The sequence below is a fragment of the Sphingobium xenophagum genome, assembly GCF_031457465.1.
GTDB lineage: Bacteria > Pseudomonadota > Alphaproteobacteria > Sphingomonadales > Sphingomonadaceae > Sphingobium > Sphingobium xenophagum_A.
In genome coordinates this window covers 112,250-129,457 of record NZ_JAVDWV010000010.1, presented here as the reverse complement: position 1 = coordinate 129,457, position 17,208 = coordinate 112,250, and the positions used below count along the sequence as shown (strand labels likewise).

19 protein-coding genes are annotated in these 17,208 nt (G+C 63.8%); 7 read left to right on the top strand and 12 right to left on the bottom strand.

Annotated features, from left to right (window positions below; all coding sequences use genetic code 11):
- Positions 1-2 precede the first annotated feature (2 nt).
- Genes J2W40_RS12165 through cobA form a run of 3 tightly spaced genes read right to left on the bottom strand, consistent with a single transcriptional unit; the run spans position 3 to position 2,719 of the window.
- Positions 3-1,634, bottom strand: coding sequence for a nitrite/sulfite reductase (locus J2W40_RS12165; protein ID WP_310225086.1), 1,632 nt, complete (start codon positions 1,632-1,634; stop codon positions 3-5).
- A 3-nt stretch (positions 1,635-1,637) separates the two neighbouring features.
- Positions 1,638-1,934: a DUF2849 domain-containing protein gene (locus J2W40_RS12160; protein ID WP_310225084.1), complete on the bottom strand. Its 297-nt coding sequence runs from the start codon at positions 1,932-1,934 to the stop codon at positions 1,638-1,640.
- Entirely contained in the window at positions 1,931-2,719 is a 789-nt protein-coding gene (gene cobA / locus J2W40_RS12155) for a uroporphyrinogen-III C-methyltransferase (protein WP_310225082.1), read from the bottom strand. Before cobA ends, J2W40_RS12160 begins: the two co-directional genes overlap by 4 nt.
- 140 nt (positions 2,720-2,859) lie before the next feature.
- Between cobA and J2W40_RS12150 the strand changes: the two genes are divergently transcribed.
- On the top strand, positions 2,860-3,621 hold the full coding sequence (locus J2W40_RS12150) for an AAA family ATPase (RefSeq protein WP_310225080.1): 762 nt from the start codon (positions 2,860-2,862) through the stop codon (positions 3,619-3,621).
- A gap of 13 nt (positions 3,622-3,634) precedes the next feature.
- On the opposite strand, the gene astD is transcribed toward J2W40_RS12150, so the two are convergent.
- The 4 genes from astD to map all read right to left on the bottom strand — a co-directional run bounded on the left by astD (position 3,635) and on the right by map (position 8,174).
- A complete protein-coding gene (gene astD, locus J2W40_RS12145; protein WP_310225078.1) occupies positions 3,635-5,068 on the bottom strand; it encodes a succinylglutamate-semialdehyde dehydrogenase in 1,434 nt (477 codons plus the stop codon).
- Positions 5,069-5,224: 156 nt separating this feature from the next.
- Positions 5,225-6,637 carry a type I glutamate--ammonia ligase gene (gene glnA / locus J2W40_RS12140; protein WP_037476854.1) on the bottom strand — a complete coding sequence of 471 codons (1,413 nt, stop codon included), beginning with the start codon at positions 6,635-6,637 and terminating at the stop codon, positions 5,225-5,227.
- A gap of 128 nt (positions 6,638-6,765) precedes the next feature.
- Entirely contained in the window at positions 6,766-7,104 is a 339-nt protein-coding gene (locus tag J2W40_RS12135) for a P-II family nitrogen regulator (RefSeq protein ID WP_037476853.1), read from the bottom strand.
- 242 nt (positions 7,105-7,346) lie between these two features.
- Positions 7,347-8,174 (bottom strand): type I methionyl aminopeptidase, encoded by an 828-nt coding sequence (gene map / locus J2W40_RS12130; protein WP_310225075.1) that lies wholly within the window; start codon positions 8,172-8,174, stop codon positions 7,347-7,349.
- 79 nt (positions 8,175-8,253) lie between these two features.
- Here map and J2W40_RS12125 point away from each other — a divergent pair, with 79 nt between their 5' ends.
- Positions 8,254-9,015, top strand: a complete 762-nt coding sequence (locus J2W40_RS12125; RefSeq protein WP_310225073.1) for a competence/damage-inducible protein A — start codon at positions 8,254-8,256, stop codon at positions 9,013-9,015.
- Positions 9,016-9,030: 15 nt separating this feature from the next.
- Here J2W40_RS12125 and J2W40_RS12120 read toward each other — a convergent pair whose 3' ends face one another.
- From J2W40_RS12120 to rpiB, 4 genes are all read right to left on the bottom strand, one after another.
- The gene (locus tag J2W40_RS12120) at positions 9,031-10,110 is read right to left on the bottom strand and encodes a TrmH family RNA methyltransferase (protein WP_310225071.1); all 1,080 of its coding nucleotides are present in this window, start codon (positions 10,108-10,110) and stop codon (positions 9,031-9,033) included.
- 80 nt (positions 10,111-10,190) lie between these two features.
- Positions 10,191-10,649 carry a transcriptional regulator NrdR gene (gene nrdR / locus J2W40_RS12115; protein WP_037477501.1) on the bottom strand — a complete coding sequence of 153 codons (459 nt, stop codon included), beginning with the start codon at positions 10,647-10,649 and terminating at the stop codon, positions 10,191-10,193.
- Between the two features lie 127 nt (positions 10,650-10,776).
- The gene (glyA, locus tag J2W40_RS12110) at positions 10,777-12,078 is read right to left on the bottom strand and encodes a serine hydroxymethyltransferase (protein ID WP_310225068.1); all 1,302 of its coding nucleotides are present in this window, start codon (positions 12,076-12,078) and stop codon (positions 10,777-10,779) included.
- 12 nt (positions 12,079-12,090) lie between these two features.
- Positions 12,091-12,528, bottom strand: coding sequence for a ribose 5-phosphate isomerase B (rpiB, locus tag J2W40_RS12105; protein WP_310225066.1), 438 nt, complete (start codon positions 12,526-12,528; stop codon positions 12,091-12,093).
- 102 nt (positions 12,529-12,630) lie between these two features.
- Between rpiB and J2W40_RS12100 the strand changes: the two genes are divergently transcribed.
- On the top strand, positions 12,631-12,822 hold the full coding sequence (locus tag J2W40_RS12100; protein WP_310225063.1) for a hypothetical protein: 192 nt from the start codon (positions 12,631-12,633) through the stop codon (positions 12,820-12,822).
- 40 nt (positions 12,823-12,862) lie between these two features.
- Here J2W40_RS12100 and J2W40_RS12095 read toward each other — a convergent pair whose 3' ends face one another.
- Complete coding sequence (locus J2W40_RS12095) at positions 12,863-13,519, bottom strand: alpha/beta hydrolase (protein WP_017184627.1); 657 nt, start codon at positions 13,517-13,519, stop codon at positions 12,863-12,865.
- A gap of 149 nt (positions 13,520-13,668) precedes the next feature.
- Between J2W40_RS12095 and J2W40_RS12090 the strand changes: the two genes are divergently transcribed.
- Genes J2W40_RS12090 through blaSGM form a run of 4 tightly spaced genes read left to right on the top strand, consistent with a single transcriptional unit; the run spans position 13,669 to position 17,182 of the window.
- Entirely contained in the window at positions 13,669-14,772 is a 1,104-nt protein-coding gene (locus J2W40_RS12090; protein ID WP_310225054.1) for a cysteine desulfurase family protein, read from the top strand.
- Positions 14,769-15,857 carry a cysteine desulfurase family protein gene (locus J2W40_RS12085; RefSeq protein WP_310225052.1) on the top strand — a complete coding sequence of 363 codons (1,089 nt, stop codon included), beginning with the start codon at positions 14,769-14,771 and terminating at the stop codon, positions 15,855-15,857. The genes J2W40_RS12090 and J2W40_RS12085 overlap by 4 nt, the downstream gene beginning before the upstream one ends.
- Positions 15,858-15,878: 21 nt before the next feature.
- The gene (locus tag J2W40_RS12080; protein ID WP_043154143.1) at positions 15,879-16,214 is read left to right on the top strand and encodes a 2Fe-2S iron-sulfur cluster-binding protein; all 336 of its coding nucleotides are present in this window, start codon (positions 15,879-15,881) and stop codon (positions 16,212-16,214) included.
- 5 nt (positions 16,215-16,219) lie between these two features.
- A complete protein-coding gene (gene blaSGM, locus J2W40_RS12075; protein ID WP_310225048.1) occupies positions 16,220-17,182 on the top strand; it encodes an SGM family class A beta-lactamase in 963 nt (320 codons plus the stop codon).
- Positions 17,183-17,208 lie beyond the last annotated feature (26 nt).

Here is a 17,208-nt window from a genome sequence, read left to right as displayed (position 1 = left end):
GATCAACCATAAATCGCCTCCTTGAAGGGCGTCATGCCGATGCGGCGATAGGTGTCGAGGAAGCGTTCGCCATCGGCGCGCTCGGCCAGATAGATGTCGGTGACCTTCTCGATCGCATCGACCACGCCATCTTCCGAGAAACCGGGGCCAGTGATCTGGCCGAGCGAGGCATCCTCCGCGCCGGAGCCGCCAAGCAGCAGCTGGAAATTCTCGACGCCGCGCCGGTCCACGCCCAATATGCCGATATGCCCGGCATGATGATGGCCGCAGGCGTTGATGCAGCCCGAAATTTTGAGCTTCAATTCGCCAAGGTCCGCCTGCCGCTCCGCATCCGCGAAGCGCGCCGCGATCTTCTGCGCCAGGGGAATGGAGCGGGCGTTGGCCAGCGCGCAATAATCCAGGCCAGGGCAGGCGATGATGTCGGTGATGAGGTCGAGATTGGCTTCGGCCAAGCCCGCCGCTGCCAGCTTCTGCCAGATGGCGTAAAGGTCCGCCTTCTGCACATGGGGCAGGACGAGGTTCTGCGCATGGGTGACGCGCAGTTCGTCGAAGGAATAGCTTTCGGCCAGGTCCGCCACCAGCGCCATCTGCTCGGCCGATGCGTCGCCGGGGATGCCGTCGATCGGTTTCAGGCTGATATTGACGATGGCATAGCCCGGTGCCTTGTGCGCCGCGACCTGCCGGTCGAGCCAGAGCGCGAACGCCCGGTCGCTACGGTCGATCGTGTCGGACAGGCCGCTTTCATAAGCAGGCGGCGCGAAAAAGGCGCGGATGCGGGCCAGTTCCTCGATCGGCGGGTTGAGGCCAAGGTTGCGCATATGGGCGAACTCTTCCTCGACCTGGCGCTTATACTCCTCGACGCCGATCTCATGGACCAGGATCTTGATCCGGGCCTTATACTTGTTGTCGCGGCGACCGTGGCGATTATAGACGCGAAGGCAGGCTTCGAGATAGGAGATGATCTCGTCCTCCGCCACGAAGTCGCGGATCAAGGGTGCGACCATCGGGGTGCGGCCCATACCGCCACCGGCATAGACTTCCGCGCCGACGACACCGTCACGCTCCACCAGCTTGAGGCCGATGTCGTGCAGGCGCATCGCCGCGCGATCATCGTCGGACGCGATCACCGCAATCTTGAACTTGCGCGGCAGATAGGTGAATTCGGGGTGGAAGCTCGACCATTGGCGCAGCAATTCGGCCCAGGGGCGGGGGTCCGCCACCTCGTCCGCGCTGACGCCTGCATATTGGTCGGAACTGATGTTGCGGATGCAATTGCCCGACGTCTGGATGGCGTGCATCTCGACCGTCGCCAGTTCGGCGAGGATGTCGGGCGCATCGGCCAGCTTGATCCAATTATATTGCAGGTTCTGGCGGGTCGTGAAATGGGCATAGCCCTTGTCATATTTGCCCGCAATCTCGCCCAGCTTGCGCAATTGCGTGCCCGACAGCGTGCCATAGGGGATGGCGACGCGCAGCATATAGGCGTGGAGTTGCAAGTAGAGGCCGTTCATCAGCCGCAGCGGCTTGAACTGGTCCTCGGTCAGCGCGCCAGCAAGGCGGCGCTCTGTCTGGTCACGAAATTCCTCGACGCGGGCATCGACGATCGACTGGTCATAGCTGTCATAACGATACATGGTTCAGATCACCCAGTTGCCGGCATCGGCATCGTTCGGTTTCAGGGTCAGGTCGGGGCGCACGGTCGGCCCCAGCGCGCGGATGCGGTCCTTGATATGGGCGGGGCGCACGCCATCGTCGGTGATGGTCGCATCGATGACATAGGCACCGACGACGCGCAGCGCCGCTTCCTCTGCACGGGCGAGATCGTCGCCCTGCGCGCCGACATCGGCGGCATCGCTGACCTGGCGCGACCAGCCATCGCCCGCCCACCAGATGACGTCGCCCGACGCCAGATCATTACCCGTCAAAATCTTCACGAACGCATCTCCGCCCCATTACTCTGTCTTTGTGCCCAGCCGACCAGCACGTCCTGTGCCAGCGCATGGGCTGTCACCTCGCCGACCACGATCAATGCCGGGCTGATCACGGCTTCGCGTTCCACCATATCGCCCAAGTCGGCAAGCAATGTGCGCAGCGTGCGCATGTCGGCGCGGGTGCCATTTTCCAGTACCGCGACCGGGAGGCCCGGCGATACACCATCGGCGATCAGTTTGTCGGCGATCTGCGCCGCGGTCGCCACGCCCATATAGATGACGAGCGTGCGGCCCTTGCCCGCGAGGCCCGACCAATCCTGATCGGTCAATCCTTTGCACTGGCCGGCGACGAAGGTGACGGCGCTCGACGCATCGCGGTGAGTCAGCGGCAATTGCGCCTGCGCGGCGGCACCGATGGCGGCGCTGATGCCGGGCACGACTTCGACCGGCACGCCCGCCGCGCGGCAGGCATCGACTTCCTCGCCGCCGCGACCGAAGATGAAGGGATCGCCGCCCTTTAGCCGCACCACCGCTTCGCCCGCCAGCGCGCAGCGCACCAGCAGCGCGTTGATCGCGTCCTGCGGCATCGAATGGCGGCTGCGCTGCTTGGCGACGGAGATGAGTTCGGCATCGGGGGAGGCGAGCGCGAGAATCTCGTCCGACACCAGCCCGTCATGCACGATCAACCGCGCGTCGCGGATCAGGCGCACGGCCTTGATCGTCAGCAGTTCCGGGTCGCCCGGACCCGCGCCCACCAGGTGGACGGTAGCAGGTAGCGTGTCAGCCATGCTTGCCATGTGGCCAATGCGCGGGGTGAGTTCAATTCAGAATGCTTATGGACGGGGGTAGGAAATGTTTTGGCGGGGGGACCGCTCAGTCGCCGCTTTGCCTTGTTCCGGTTCGCGATGCACCATATCGTCCGGCCATCATGGCCCGCAAGCAACGCCCCACATCCCTGCCGCCGCCTTTTCTAAAGCGGGTCTGGTTGCCTGAACAGCAGGATAAGAGCGGCCCGGAATGGGACGTCTATCCGCTGTCCATGCCCATCCTGCATGCGGGCGGATTCGACCTGTCGTTCGACAAGGCGGTGACGATCATCGTTGGCGAAAATGGATCGGGCAAATCGACATTGTTAGAGGCGATCGCGACCCTGGCCGGGTTCAGCGAACGCGGCGGTGCGCAGGGCATGCGCGCGGTCGAAGAGTCTTTCGCGTCTGGTGCGGATGCGGCGAGCCTTGGTCAATTGCTGCGCGCGGCCTGGCTGCCGCAGGTGAAGCAGGGATGGTTTTTCCGCGCGGAAACCTTCTTTTCAGTGGCGCGCTATCTGGATGACTCCGGGTCGCCGCGTGCGGATTATCTGTCGGCCTCCCATGGCGAGGGGTTCCTCCATTTCTTTGAGGAGCGGTTCAGCGGCCAGGGCATCTTCATCCTCGATGAACCCGAATCCGCCTTGTCGCCGCACAAGCAGTTCGAATTTCTGCGCGTGTTGCGTCAGATGCAGCGTGCCGAAAATTGCCAGGTCATCATGGCGACCCACTCGCCCATATTGATGGCCTTGCCCGACGCGGACCTGTGGCAGATCGAGCGCTATGGCATCGTGCCGACGACGCTTGAGGAAACCCCGCACTTCAAAATCTATAGTGAGTTCATGCGCTATCCGCACGAGACGGTCGAAGCGATGATCGATTGAAGCGAGTCGCCGGTCAGTCGCCCATCGCGCTGACGTCAATATCCTTGAGGCCTACGCCGATCGCGGCGCGGGGGGTTTCGATTTCCGCCGACACGACCGGATAGGCGCAATAGTCCGCCGCATAATAGGCTGTGGGCCGATGGTTGCCTGAAATGCCGACGCCGCCGAACGGGGCGGCGGAGGAGGCGCCGTTGGTCGGGCGGTTCCAGTTGATGACGCCCGCGCGGACATTGGCCCAGAACTGATTATACTGGTCCGGCGATCCGCCGATCAGCGAAGCGGACAGTCCATAGCGGCTGCTGTTGGCCTGGGCGATCGCATCGCTGAACTCGGTGACGCGAACGACTTGGAGCAGCGGGCCGAACAGCTCAACGTCGGGTCGTTCGGCCATTGCGGTCACGTCGATGATCGCGGGGCTTAGGAAGGGCAGGCCCTTTTTGGGGCGCACCATATGTTTGATCGGCTTGCCGCCATTGCTCATCAGCCAGAGGAAACTTTCGGTCAGCCCGTCCGCGGTCGCATTGTCGATGACCGGACCCATATAGGGCGTTGGGGTGGCATGGGGGTGATCGACGATCAGCCGGTCGGCCAGTTTCTTGACCTCCGCGATGAACCGGTCGGCGATGGCGTCCTTGACGATCAGGCGGCTGGCGGCGGTGCAGCGCTGGCCGCTGCTCAGGAAGGCGGATTGGACGACCAGCACGGCGGCGGCGTTGATTTCGGGCGTGTCCCACACGACGATGGGGTTGTTGCCGCCCATTTCCAGCGCCAGGATCTTGGACGGTTGGGCCGCGAACTGGCGGTTGATGGCGATGCCGGTCTGCGCCGACCCGGTGAACAATATGCCGCCGACATCAGGATGGGCGGCGAGCGCCTTGCCCGTGTCCGGCCCGCCGAGCAGCAGGCGCAGGGCATCGAACGGGACGCCCGCCTCATGATAGAGTTTGACCAGCATTTCGCCGACCGCAGGCGTCTTTTCTGACGGCTTGAAGACAACCGCATTGCCCGCCAGCAGGGCGGGGATGATATGGCCATTGGGCAGATGGGCGGGGAGGTTATAGGGGCCAAGCACCGCCATCACGCCATGCGGCTTGTGCCGGACCGACTGGCGCGCGCCCAGTGCCGCCTCCAGCCGCTTCTGCCCGGTTCGCTCCGAATAGGCGGCGACCGAGATATCGACCTTGGCCATCACGGCGGTCACTTCGGCATGGGCGTCCCATAACGGCTTGCCGGTTTCGCGCGCGATGAGGTCCGCCAGCGCATCCTCGTTCCGGCGCACGATATTGACGAAGCGGCGCAGGGTTTCGATGCGCACCGCGATGGGCTGCGCCGCCCAGCGCGGCCAGGCGGCACGGGCGCGCGCGACTTCCGCATCCACGTCCCCCGCCTCGCCCTGCCAGAGCAGGACGCCGGTGGCGGGTTCATGGGACGTGAGGGGCGTGGTCATGCTGCGCTGATATGGAGGAAAAAGGTTAAGGAAGGAAGGGTGGCCGCCAGCGCTTGCGACGGGTGGAGTGGGGCGGCTTGCGCCTTGTCCGCCAAAGCAAAAGGCCCGGTCGCTGCGAAGCGGCCGGGCCTTTTCTATCGAGCAGGACTGAGAAGATCAGCCGCTATAATACATGTCGAATTCGACCGGCGAGGGGGCCATTTCCCAGCGATACACTTCGGGCCACTTCAATTCCATATAGGCGTCGATCTGGTCCTTGGTGAACACGCCGCCCTTGAGCAGGAAGTCCTGATCCTTTTCCAGGCTTTCGAGCGCTTCGCGGAGCGAACCGCACACCGTCGGCACCTTGGCCAGCTCGACCGGCGGCAGGTCATAGAGGTTCTTGTCCATCGCCTCGCCGGGATGGATCTTGTTCTCGATGCCGTCGATGCCCGCCATCAGCAAAGCGGCGGTGGCGAGGTAGGAGTTGGCGAGCGGATCGGGGAAGCGGAATTCGACGCGCTTCGCCTTGGTACCAGCACCATAAGGGATGCGGCACGAGGCCGAACGGTTGCGCGCCGAATAGGCGAGCAGCACGGGTGCTTCGAAGCCGGGCACCAGACGCTTGTAGCTGTTGGTGGTCGGGTTGGTGAAGGCGTTCAAGGCCTTGGCATGCTTGATCACGCCGCCGATGAAGAACAGGCAGGTTTCCGAGAGGCCGGCATAGCCGTCACCGGCAAAGGTGTTCTGACCCTTGTTCCAGATCGAGATATGCGTGTGCATGCCCGACCCATTGTCCGCCTTGATCGGCTTGGGCATGAAAGTCGCGGTCTTGCCATAGGCCTGGGCGACCATCTTCACGACATATTTGTAGATCTGGATACGGTCGCAGGTTTCGACCAGCTTGCCAAAGGTCAGGCCCAGTTCGTGCTGGCTGCCAGCGACTTCATGATGATGCTTGTCCATGGGCAGGCCCATTTCCATCAGCGTGGTCACCATTTCGGCGCGGATGTCGGTGGTGACATCGACCGGGCCGACCGGGAAATAGCCGCCCTTGGCGCGCGGGCGGTGGCCCATATTGCCGCCGTCATAGCTGGTGCCGGTGTTGGTCGGCAGTTCGACATCGTCCAGCTTGTAGAAGGACGAGGCATAGGTGTTGTCGAATTCGACGCTGTCGAACATGAAGAATTCGGGTTCCGGGCCGATATATACGGTGTCGCCGAGGCCGGTCGACTGCAGGAACATTTCGGCGCGTTTGGCGGTCGAGCGGGGATCGCGCGAATAGAGCGAACCGTCGAGCGGTTCGACGATGTCGCACACCAGGATCATCATCGGCGTCGCGCTGAACGGATCGAAGAAAACCGCGTCCAGATCGGGCTTGAGGATCATGTCCGATTCGTTGATTTCCTTCCAGCCCTCGATCGAGGAGCCGTCGAACATCAGGCCGTCGGTCAGTTCATCTTCGCCAATGACGTTGGCGCACATGGTCAGGTGATGCCAGGTGCCCTTGGGATCGGTAAAGCGGACATCGACCCATTCGATCTCCTTTTCCGCGATCATCTTCAGGATGTCTTTTGGCGTATTGGCCATGTGCAGTTGCCCTTCTCTCAAGATACCCCCCCGAAGGGGTAAGGTGGATGCCCATCATGTTCCGGTCCGCGAAGACCGGGCAGAAACTTACATAGTGCCAGCCTGAAAATCGGGCTGGCGGAGAACCATCAGATCGCGTCGCTGTCCCGCTCGCCGGTGCGGATGCGAACGGCGCCCTCGATATTGGAGATGAAGATCTTGCCATCGCCGATGCGGCCGGTCTGCGCGGCGGCGCAGATCGCTTCGACCACGCGGTCGGCCAGCGCGTCGTCAACGACCACTTCCAGCTTCACCTTCGGCAGGAAGTCGACGACATATTCAGCGCCGCGATAGAGTTCGGTATGGCCCTTCTGGCGGCCAAAGCCCTTGGCTTCAGTCACGGTGATGCCCGACACGCCCACTTCGTGGAGTGCTTCCTTCACTTCGTCCAGCTTGAACGGCTTGATGATCGCTTCGATCTTTTTCATCACTCGTAATCCCAACCATGACGCCCGACGGGATACGGTCGATCCGCATCCCTCTCTCCCGTGCGAGAGACGAACATCATGCCCCCCTTGGCCTGCGTCGTCCCTCTATTTCTTCAATTACCGTGCCAAGTGGCGAATCGCCAGGATATGCTTTCGGCGATGCCGCAATCTTTGTCCATATTGCCCGGATTCAGGGCAATTTCCTGTGCCGCTGCCCGTTTTTTAAGCAGCAAAAAATTGGCTCACAGATAGGGCGGCGCGTCCAGGCCAGCGGGGCTTTTGGTAAAGATCTCGCAGCCGGTTTCGGTGATGCCGATACTATGTTCGAACTGGGCCGACAGGGTGCGGTCGCGCGTCACCGCCGTCCAGCCATCGTCCAGCATCTTCACGCCCGCCTTGCCGATATTGATCATCGGTTCGATGGTGAAGAACATGCCGGGTTTCAATTCGGGGCCAGTGCCGGGGCGGCCGACATGGACGACCTCCGGGCTGTCATGGAACACGCGGCCCAGGCCATGGCCGCAAAAGTCGCGGACCACGCCATAACGGTGCTTTTCGGCATGGCGCTGAATCACCGCGCCGATGTCGCCCAGATGATTGCCGGGCTTGGCCTGCTCGATCCCCAGCATCAGGCATTCATAGGTCACTTCGACCAGGCGGCGCGCCTTGATCGGCGCTTCGCCCGCGATGAACATGCGACTGGTGTCGCCATGCCAGCCATCGACCAGCGGGGTGACGTCGATATTGACGATATCGCCATCTTTCAGCCGATAGTCGCTGGGGATGCCGTGGCAGATGACATTGTTGATCGAGGTGCAGCAGCTATGGGTATAGCCACGATAGCCCAGGGTTGCGGGCACGCCGCCGCCATCCAACGTCATGCGCCGGACGATGTCGTCCAGCTCGCCGGTCGTGACGCCCGGCACGACATGCGGCACCAGCGCGTCGAGTATCTCGGCGGCGAGCCGTCCGGCCTTGCGCATGCCAGCAAAACCGGCTGCGTCATACAGTTTGATCGCAGTCGAGCGGGAGATCGGCGCGTCCGCCGTCATCGTCATATATTCGGTCATGGCATGACTATAGGGGCAGATGCGCGATAATGCGAGAGGGCGGCTAGGCAGCGCGACCCGTGCAGGCTATGCAGCGGCCATGGCCGATACCACCCGCATCTGGACCGCCGCGCTGATCGTCATCGGCGACGAGATATTGTCTGGCCGGACCCAGGACAAGAATGTGGCGCAGATCGCGCTATGGCTCAACGTCCAGGGCATTCGCCTGCGCGAAGTGCGGGTCGTCGCCGACGATCAGGACGCGATCGTCGAGGCGGTCAATATATTGCGCGCACGCAACGATTATCTCTTCACGACCGGCGGCATCGGCCCGACTCATGACGACATCACGGTCGATGCGATCGCGGCGGCGCTGGGCGTGGCGGTGGAAATCCATCCGCAGGCGCGGGCGATGCTGGCGGGCTATTATGAGACACGCGGCGGGCTGACCGACGCGCGGCTGCGGATGGCGCGGGTGCCGGCGGGTGCGAGCCTGATCGAAAATCGCATGTCGGGCGCGCCGGGCATCCGGCATGGCAATATCTTCATCATGGCGGGCGTGCCGCATATCACCGCCGGGATGCTCGACAAGCTGACGGGCACGCTGGAGGGCGGCGTGCCCGTGCAGTCCGCGACCGTCGGCTGCTGGGTCGCGGAAAGCGAGATTGCCGACCTGCTGGGCGCAACTGAGCGCGCGCATGAGGGATGCCAGATCGGCAGCTATCCCTTCTTTCGCGAGGGGCGCACGGGCGCGAATTTCGTGGTGCGATCGACTGATAGCGACAAGCTCGATGCGTGCGTCACGGCATTGTCAGAAGGCCTGGAAGCGGGCGGTTGGCCCGTGACGGCCGGGGGCATCTGACACCCCCGCCGCCGGTCAGCGTTCGCGCGGCCGGTTCAGGTGCGAGATCACGCCGCGCAGTGTCCGCACTTCCAGATGATTCCAGCCCGGCTTGGTCAGCAGGTTGCGCAGCGTCAGCTTGGTCGCGGGCGCGCGGTCTGGCGGGAAGAAATAGCCGACCTTTTCGAGCAGCGTGGTGAACTGGTCGATCATGCCCTCCAACTCCTCCTGCGGCGCGGGCACGCCAAGGTCGGTGATGGTGGGCTGGGCGAGATTCGCCTGTTTCGACCATTCATAGGCGCAGAGGATGACCGCTTGCGCGAGGTTCAGCGAGCCGAATTCCGGGTTGATCGGGACGGTCAATATCTTGCGGGCCAGCGCGACATCCTCGGTCTCCAGCCCGGAGCGTTCGGGGCCGAAAATATAGGCGCAGCGCCCTTGCGCGGCATGGATTTCGCGGGCGGCTTCTTCGGGCGTGACCACGGGCTTGGTGACGCCGCGCTTGCGGACAGTGGTGGCATAGACATGGGCGCAGTCGGCCACGGCGTCGGCCAGCGTTTCATAGACCTGGGCTTGATCGAGGATGAAATCCGCGCCCGCCGCCGATGGGCCTGCGTCGGGATTGGGCCAGCCATCGCGGGGCGTGACCAGCCGCATCTCGGTCAGCCCGAAATTAAGCATCGCGCGCGCGGCCTTGCCGATATTCTCGCCCAGTTGCGGGCGGACGAGGACGATGACGGGGGGTGGGGGCATGTAGGTTTCCGATTGGTCAGCAGGATCAGTCTCATCCTCCGTTCGCCCTGAGCGAAGTCGAAGGGCGTCACTGAGCGAAGGCGAAGTGTGGGAAACGGAAGCCTTTTTCAGCTTGTCCCAATTCTCCGCAATCAACGCTTCCTTCTTCTTGCGCGACCAGCCCTTGATTTGGAGTTCGCTGGCAAGAGCTTCCGCGCGCGTTTCAAATTCGGCAGACCAGACGAGTTCGACGGGGCGACGATCGAAGGTGTAGCCTTTGATGACGCCCGACTGATGCTGGGCAATCCGTGTTTCAAAATTATCCGTGTGGCCCGTATAATAAGAGCCGTCTGAACAGCGCAGCATATAGGCATGAAAAGTCATTGCTGATCAGGACCTCGCTGCGCTCGGTCGAGCCCTTCGACTTCGCTCAGGGCGAACGGCATAGAGTATTTTACTCCCACTCACCCGCCCACTTCCTTCACCGTTCCGGCAAAGTCCTCGAAATCCTTCGCATCCGTGAAGTCCTTATAGACGCTGGCGAAGCGGATATAGGCGACGCTGTCGAGGCGTTTGAGGCCTTCCATCACCATTTCACCGATCGCGCGGGCGGGGACTTCGGTGTCGCCGCTGGTTTCGAGCTGGCGTTGGATGCCGGAGATGAGCTTTTCGATGCGGCTTGGGTCGATCGGGCGCTTGCGGCAGGCGATGCCGATTGAGCGGGCCAGCTTATCGCGCTCGAACGCTTCCTTGCGGCCCTCGCTCTTGACCACCCAGATGTCGCGGAGTTGGATGCGCTCGAAGGTGGTGAAGCGGGCGGCGCACGCTTCGCACTGGCGGCGGCGGCGGATGGCGGCGCCATCCTCCGTCGGCCGGCTGTCCTTCACCTGGCTGTCTTCATGGGAACAGAAGGGGCAGCGCATGATCGTCTCCTTAAAATTCCCCCTCCCGCTCGCGGGAGGGGGCTAGGGGGTGGGCCTGCTCAAACGCTGCCGAAACTGGACAGGCCCCACCCCAACCCCTCCCCTAGAGGGGAGGGGCTTTTATCGTTTAGTAGATCGGGAACCGTCCGGTCAGTGCCAGCACCTTTTCGCGCACATGGGCTTCGACCTGGCCGTCGCCGTCATCGCCATTGCGCTTGAGGCCTTCAACGACCTCGGCAATCAACTCGCCGATTTCGCGGAATTCCGCTTCGCCAAAACCGCGCGTGGTGCCGGCCGGGGTGCCGAGGCGCACGCCCGACGTCACGAACGGGCTGGCGGTGTCGAACGGCACGTTATTCTTGTTGCAGGTGATGTAGGCGCGGTCGAGCGCCTTTTCGGCGGCCTTGCCAGTGGTGTTCTTGGCGCGCAGATCGACCAGCATCAGATGATTGTCCGTGCCGCCCGACACGATCGACAGGCCAGCATCGGCCAGCGTTGCGGCCAGCGTTTTGGCGTTGGCGACGATCTGGTGCGCGTAGGCCTTGAACTCAGGCGTCAATGCTTCCTTGAACGCCACGGCCTTGGCGGCGATGATGTGCATCAGCGGGCCACCCTGCAGGCCGGGGAAGATGGCGCTATTGAACTTCTTGGCCAGTGCCTCGTCATTGCACAGGATGATGCCCGAACGCGGGCCACGCAGCGACTTGTGGGTCGTGGTGGTGGTGACATGGGCGTGGGGGACGGGCGAGGGGTGTGCGCCGCCCGCGACCAGGCCGGAGAAATGCGACATGTCGGCGAGCAGATAGGCACCCACTTCGTCGGCGATCTCGCGGAAGCGTTCGAAATCCCAATGGCGCGAATAGGCGGTGCCGCCGCAGATGATGAGCTTGGGCTTGCTCTCCCGCGCGATGCGGGCGACTTCGTCCATGTCAATCATATGATCGTCGGCACGCACGCCATAGGCGACCGGGTTGAACCATTTGCCCGACATGTTGACCGGCGACCCGTGGGTCAGATGGCCGCCCGACGACAGGTCGAGGCCCATGAAAGTGTCGCCCGGTTGGAGCAGCGCCAGGAACACGGCCTGGTTCATCTGGCTGCCGCTATTGGGCTGGACGTTGGCGAATTTCGCGCCGAACAGTTCCTTTGCCCGTTCGATCGCCAGTGTTTCGACCACGTCGGCATATTCGCAGCCGCCATAATAGCGCTTGCCGGGATAGCCTTCGGCATATTTGTTGGTGAAGATCGAGCCTGCGGCTTCCAGCACGGCTTTCGACGCGATATTTTCGGACGCGATCAGTTCGATCTTGTCCTGCTGGCGCTTCAGCTCATTTTCGATCGCGCCGAAGATTTCGGGGTCCGCACTGCTGAGCGATTCGCTGAAAAAGCCGTCCTGACGGATGGCCGGGCTGAGGGTGTCGATGCTCATCGAAATATCCTTTCAGAGCGCAGGCTGGGAGAGTTTGTCGACGCGGCCGGCATGGCGGCCGCCGCCAAATTCAGTGGTAAGGAAGGCGATGACGCAGGCCTTGGCCATGTCCACGCCGGTCAGGCGCGCGCCCATGGCCAGCACATTGGCGTCATTATGTTCGCGTGAGAGCGCCGCCGACAGCGGTTCGCCGACCAGCGCGCAGCGGCAGGCCGGGTTGCGATTGACCGCGATCGAAATGCCGATGCCCGACCCGCACAGCGCAATGCCGCGATCCGCCGCGCCAGATGCAACCGCTGTCGCGAGTTTGTAACCATAATCGGGATAATCGACGCGGTCGTTCGAGGCCGGGCCGAGATCCGCGACCTCATGCCCTTCGTCGCGCAGCCATTGCGCCAGTTCCGCCTTCAATTCGATGGCGGCGTGGTCGGATGCGATGGCGATCTTCATCTGCGGTGCGTCCCTTCACCGATGGGGTGATTCGTTCCCGCGCCTCTTAGGGGCAGAAGCGGTAGATTGCCACCTTGCTCCGCCGCCCTTATGGGCAGAAGCATGACAGGCACGATCCTCTCCATCCTGATGCTGGCCGGGCTGCTGCTGACCGGCGGCGGCCTTTATGTGATGATCAAGTTGCGCGACCGCAAGCGTGGGGCGCTGATGATCATCGCAGGGCTGGTGATGTTCGGCAATGTCGCGATCACGGCGATACCGGGGCCGGACCTGCCAGGGCTGGAACGGCGCTGATCGAATAAGGGCCACCCTTGCGGATGGCCCTTGGCGATATTCAGCGGATCGGCGAATCCGGGGACAGGCGCATGTCGAGATAATTGTCGACCGACTTCATCAACTGGTCGAGTTCATGTTCGAAGAAGTGGTTGGCACCCCGGATTTCATCATGATGGATGGTGATGCCCTTTTGCGTGCGCAGCTTGTCGACCAGTTTCTGGACGGCGCTGGCGGTCACGACTTCGTCCGACGTGCCCTGCACGATGATGCCCGACGAGGGGCAGGGGGCGAGGAAGGAGAAGTCGTACATGTTGGCGGGCGGGGCGACCGAGATGAAGCCGCGAATTTCCGGGCGACGCATCAGCAATTGCATGCCGATCCACGCGCCGAAGGAAAAGCCCGCGATCCAGGTGGTCTGCGCTTCGGGGTGGAAGCTCTGGACCCAGTCGAGCGCCGCTGCGGCATCGGACAATTCGCCGATACCGTTGTCAAACGTCCCCTGGCTGCGGCCCACGCCCCGGAAGTTGAAGCGCAACACGGCAAAGCCGCGCTTCACGAAGGTCTTGTAGAGCGCCTGGGTGATGCGGTCGTTCATGGTGCCGCCGCCCTGCGGATGCGGGTGCAGGATCATGGCGACCGGCGCACGCGGGCGGGGCGGGGGGCTGAAACGGCCTTCGAGACGGCCTTCGGGTCCGGTAAAGATTACGTCTGGCATGGCACCTGTTATCGTTCTGGGCCACTCGGCCCGGATGGGCAGGGCGGCAAATGGAGTCGCGACGGGCGCGCCAAGGGATGTGCTGGCGCAGCGCGGCAGACCGCCTATATAGAAGCCGCCGCCATTTCCGCAATCAATGAGTAGCCCCCTTGGCCGCCGACCGTCTCTATCTCGATCATGCCGCGACGACACCGATGCTGGCGCAGGCGCAGGCGGCGATGGTTGCCGCCATGGGCCATTGGGCCAACCCGTCCAGTCCCCATGCCGACGGCCGCGCCGCGCGCGCCGCGCTGGAGGAGGCCCGCGCCCGGATCGCGGCGGCGCTGGGCTGGGACGGCCATGTGATTTTCACCTCAGGGGCGAGCGAGGCGATCGCGATCGGGCTGGGCCGGGCAAAGGCCGGGCGGGTCGTGACGTCGGCGGTGGAGCATGATGCGGTGCTGCGGGTGACGAAAGGGGCCGAGCGGTTGGCGGTTGATGGGGATGGCATAGTTAAAACACCCGTTCAGGCTGAGCCTGTCGAAGCCCCTCTCTTGTCTCAAGAAAAGCAGAACCCTTCGACAAGCTCAGGGCGAACGGATCACAAAACAGTGTTTGCCATCCAGCACGTCAACAATGAAACCGGCGTCATTCAGCCGCTCGATCAGATCGAGCGCCATGGCGCGATCCTGTTCGCGGATTGCGCTCAGAGCGCGGGCAAACTGCCGCTGCCCGCTGCCGACATGATCGCGATCAGTGGGCATAAATTCGGCGGTCCGCCCGGCACCGGCGCGCTGTTGATCCGCGATCTGGCGCTGGTCGAAGCGAGTGGCGGGCAGGAACAGGGTTATCGCGCGGGGACAGAGAATCTGCCTGCGATCCTGGCGATGGCGGCGGCGCTGGAGGCGCGTGCGGACTGGTTGCCGGGTGCCGCCATCCTGCGCGCACGGCTTGACGCGGGGATCGAGGCGGCGGGCGGGGTGATCGTCGCGCGCGATGCGCCGCGTATCCCGGCCATCGCCAGCTACCGGATGCCGGGCCTGTCGGCGCGCGCGCAACTGATTCAGTTTGATATGGCGGGCATTTCGGTTTCGGCGGGTAGTGCCTGTTCGTCGGGGTCGCTCAAAACCAGCCATGTGCTGCACGCGATGGGCTGGGACGAGGCGGTGGCGAGCGAGGTGGTGCGCGTGAGTTTCGGGCCGCAGACAAGCGAGGGCGATGTCGATCGTTTCCTCGCCGCCTGGACCGCGATGGCCGCGCGGGCGCGGCGATGATCTATCTCGATTATCAGGCGACGACGCCGCTGGCCCCTGAAGCGTTCGACGCGATGGTGCCGCTGCTGCGCGACCAGTTTGCCAACCCGCATAGCGCGCATCGGCCGGGCCGGGCGGCGGCGGCGCAGGTTGAGGTGGCGCGCGAGGCGGTCGGCGCATTGTTGCCGCCAGGCGGGCGGTTGCTGTTCACGTCGGGCGCGACCGAGGCGCTCAACATCGCCATTCAGGGCGCGCCCAAAGGCGATATCGTGACGATCGCGACCGAACATGCGGCGGTGCTGGATACGGTCGAGGCTTTGCGACGCGCGGGGCGGGCTGTGACGGTGCTGCCGGTCGGCGCGGACGGTGTCGTGGACTTGGATGCGGCCAGGCAGGCGATCCGGCCCGGCGTGGCGCTGGTGGCGGTGATGCTGGTCAATAATGAGATCGGCGTCATCCAGCCCGTCGAGGCGCTGGCGGCGTTGGCGCATCGGGCAGGCGCGCTGCTGCTGTGCGACGCGGTGCAGGGCTATGGCCGGGTGCCGATCCCCGACACATGCGACATGGTCGCGATCAGCGCGCACAAGATCCATGGCCCAAAGGGGGTTGGCGCCTTGTGGCTGCGCGACGGGGTCAGTCTCGCCCCGCTCATCCATGGCGGCGGGCAGGAGGGCGGGTTGCGTTCCGGCACGCTCTCGCCTGCGCTGTGCGCCGGATTCGGGGTTGCCGCGCGATTGATGCGCGAACGGGCGGAGACTGACCGCGCCCATATCGAATCGCTGGCCGACCTTGCCCGCACCCTGTTCGCCGACTGGACGATCAATGGCAGCATGACGGCGCGTTATCCGGGCAATCTCAACCTGCGCCGCGCCGGAATCGATGGCGCGCGATTGTTGTCGGATTGCCGCAATATCGCTTTTTCGCTCGGCAGCGCTTGCGCAAGCGGGTCCGGCAGGCCTAGCCATGTGCTGCGCGCACTGGGCCTGACAGACGCACAGGCGCGTGGATCGGTGCGGATCGGCTTTGGCCGCTATACGACACCGGCCGAACTGGAGAGCGCTGCGGAGGCATTGAACAGGGCGGCAGCCGCACAAGCGGCGCTGTAAAAAAGGGAGCGTCGCACCATCATGACCAGGGTTACCTTCATCAGCGCTGACGGGGAACGGCGACAGGAGGTCGATGCCCCGGCGGGATCGGTGCTGCTCGACATCGCACAGGCGGCGGGCCAGCCGCTGGAAGGCACATGCGAGGGGCAGATGGCCTGTTCGACCTGCCATGTCATCGTCGAAGCCGCCGATTTTCCGCGCCTGGGCCGCGCCAGCGAGGATGAGGAGGATATGCTCGACCTCGCTGCATCCGCCACCCGCACCAGCCGCCTGTCGTGCCAGATCATCCTGGCCGATGGGCTGGACCAGCTGACGGTGCGCATTCCGCCCGAATCCTATAATATGCAGGGTATGTGAAGCCGATGAAACGCCTGTCCGCGCTCGTCCTGCTGCTGCTCATCGCTGCGCCGTCCAGCGCCGCCGAGAAGCAGAAAAAGACCAAGGAGCCGGTGCCGACCGGGCAGCTTGATTCGCTGCTGCCGCCGGCGCCGCGTTATCTGGTGCCGCAATCGGCGCTGGCGCAGGTGCGCAATCCCAAGGAGATAGAGGAAGAAACGGGCGGGCGGCTGGGCGTCGCGCTGGTCGACAGCAATGGCGCGCTGCTGCTGGGGTTCAACCGTGACGAGCCGTTCGCCATGTGCTCGACGTTCAAAGGGCCATTGGCGGCGGCCGTGCTGATCGGCGCGGAAGGGGGCAAGTTCGGGCTGGATGGCGAAATATCCTTCAGCAAAGACGATCTTCTCGATTATGCGCCGGTGGTGAAGAAGAATTTGAAACGCGGCCGGATGAGCATGGCCGAACTGGCGCAGGCGGCGGTCGAGGTCAGCGATAACAGCGCCGCCAATTTGCTGTTGCCAATGCTGGGCGGGCCGCAGGGGCTGACCGCCTTCATGCGCGCCCATGGCGACAGCGTGACCCGGCTGGACCGCAACGAGCCGGAGTTGAACGAGAATGCCGAGGGCGACCCGCGCGATACGACCACGCCCGCCGCGATGGCCGGGCTGATGGGGCGGCTGTTGTTCCGCGACATGCAGGGGGAGAGCGCCGACCGGCTGCGCACCTGGCTCAACGCCAGCAGCACGGGCGACAAGCGGATCAAGGCGGGCCTGCCCGAAGGCTGGACGTCGGGTAGCAAGACCGGCACCTGCGGCACCGCCTATAATGACGTGGCGCTGGTCAAGTCGCCCGCGGGTGACGAATATATATTGGCGGTCTATCTCGACCGGCCGACGGTCGATGCGAAGAAGGCCGAGGCGGCGATTGCGGAAACGGCGCGGGCCGCGCTCAATTTCGTGGGGCAGGCGCAGAAGAGCGGGCTGGAATAGAAGCCGACTGCCCCTTGCCATCCCGT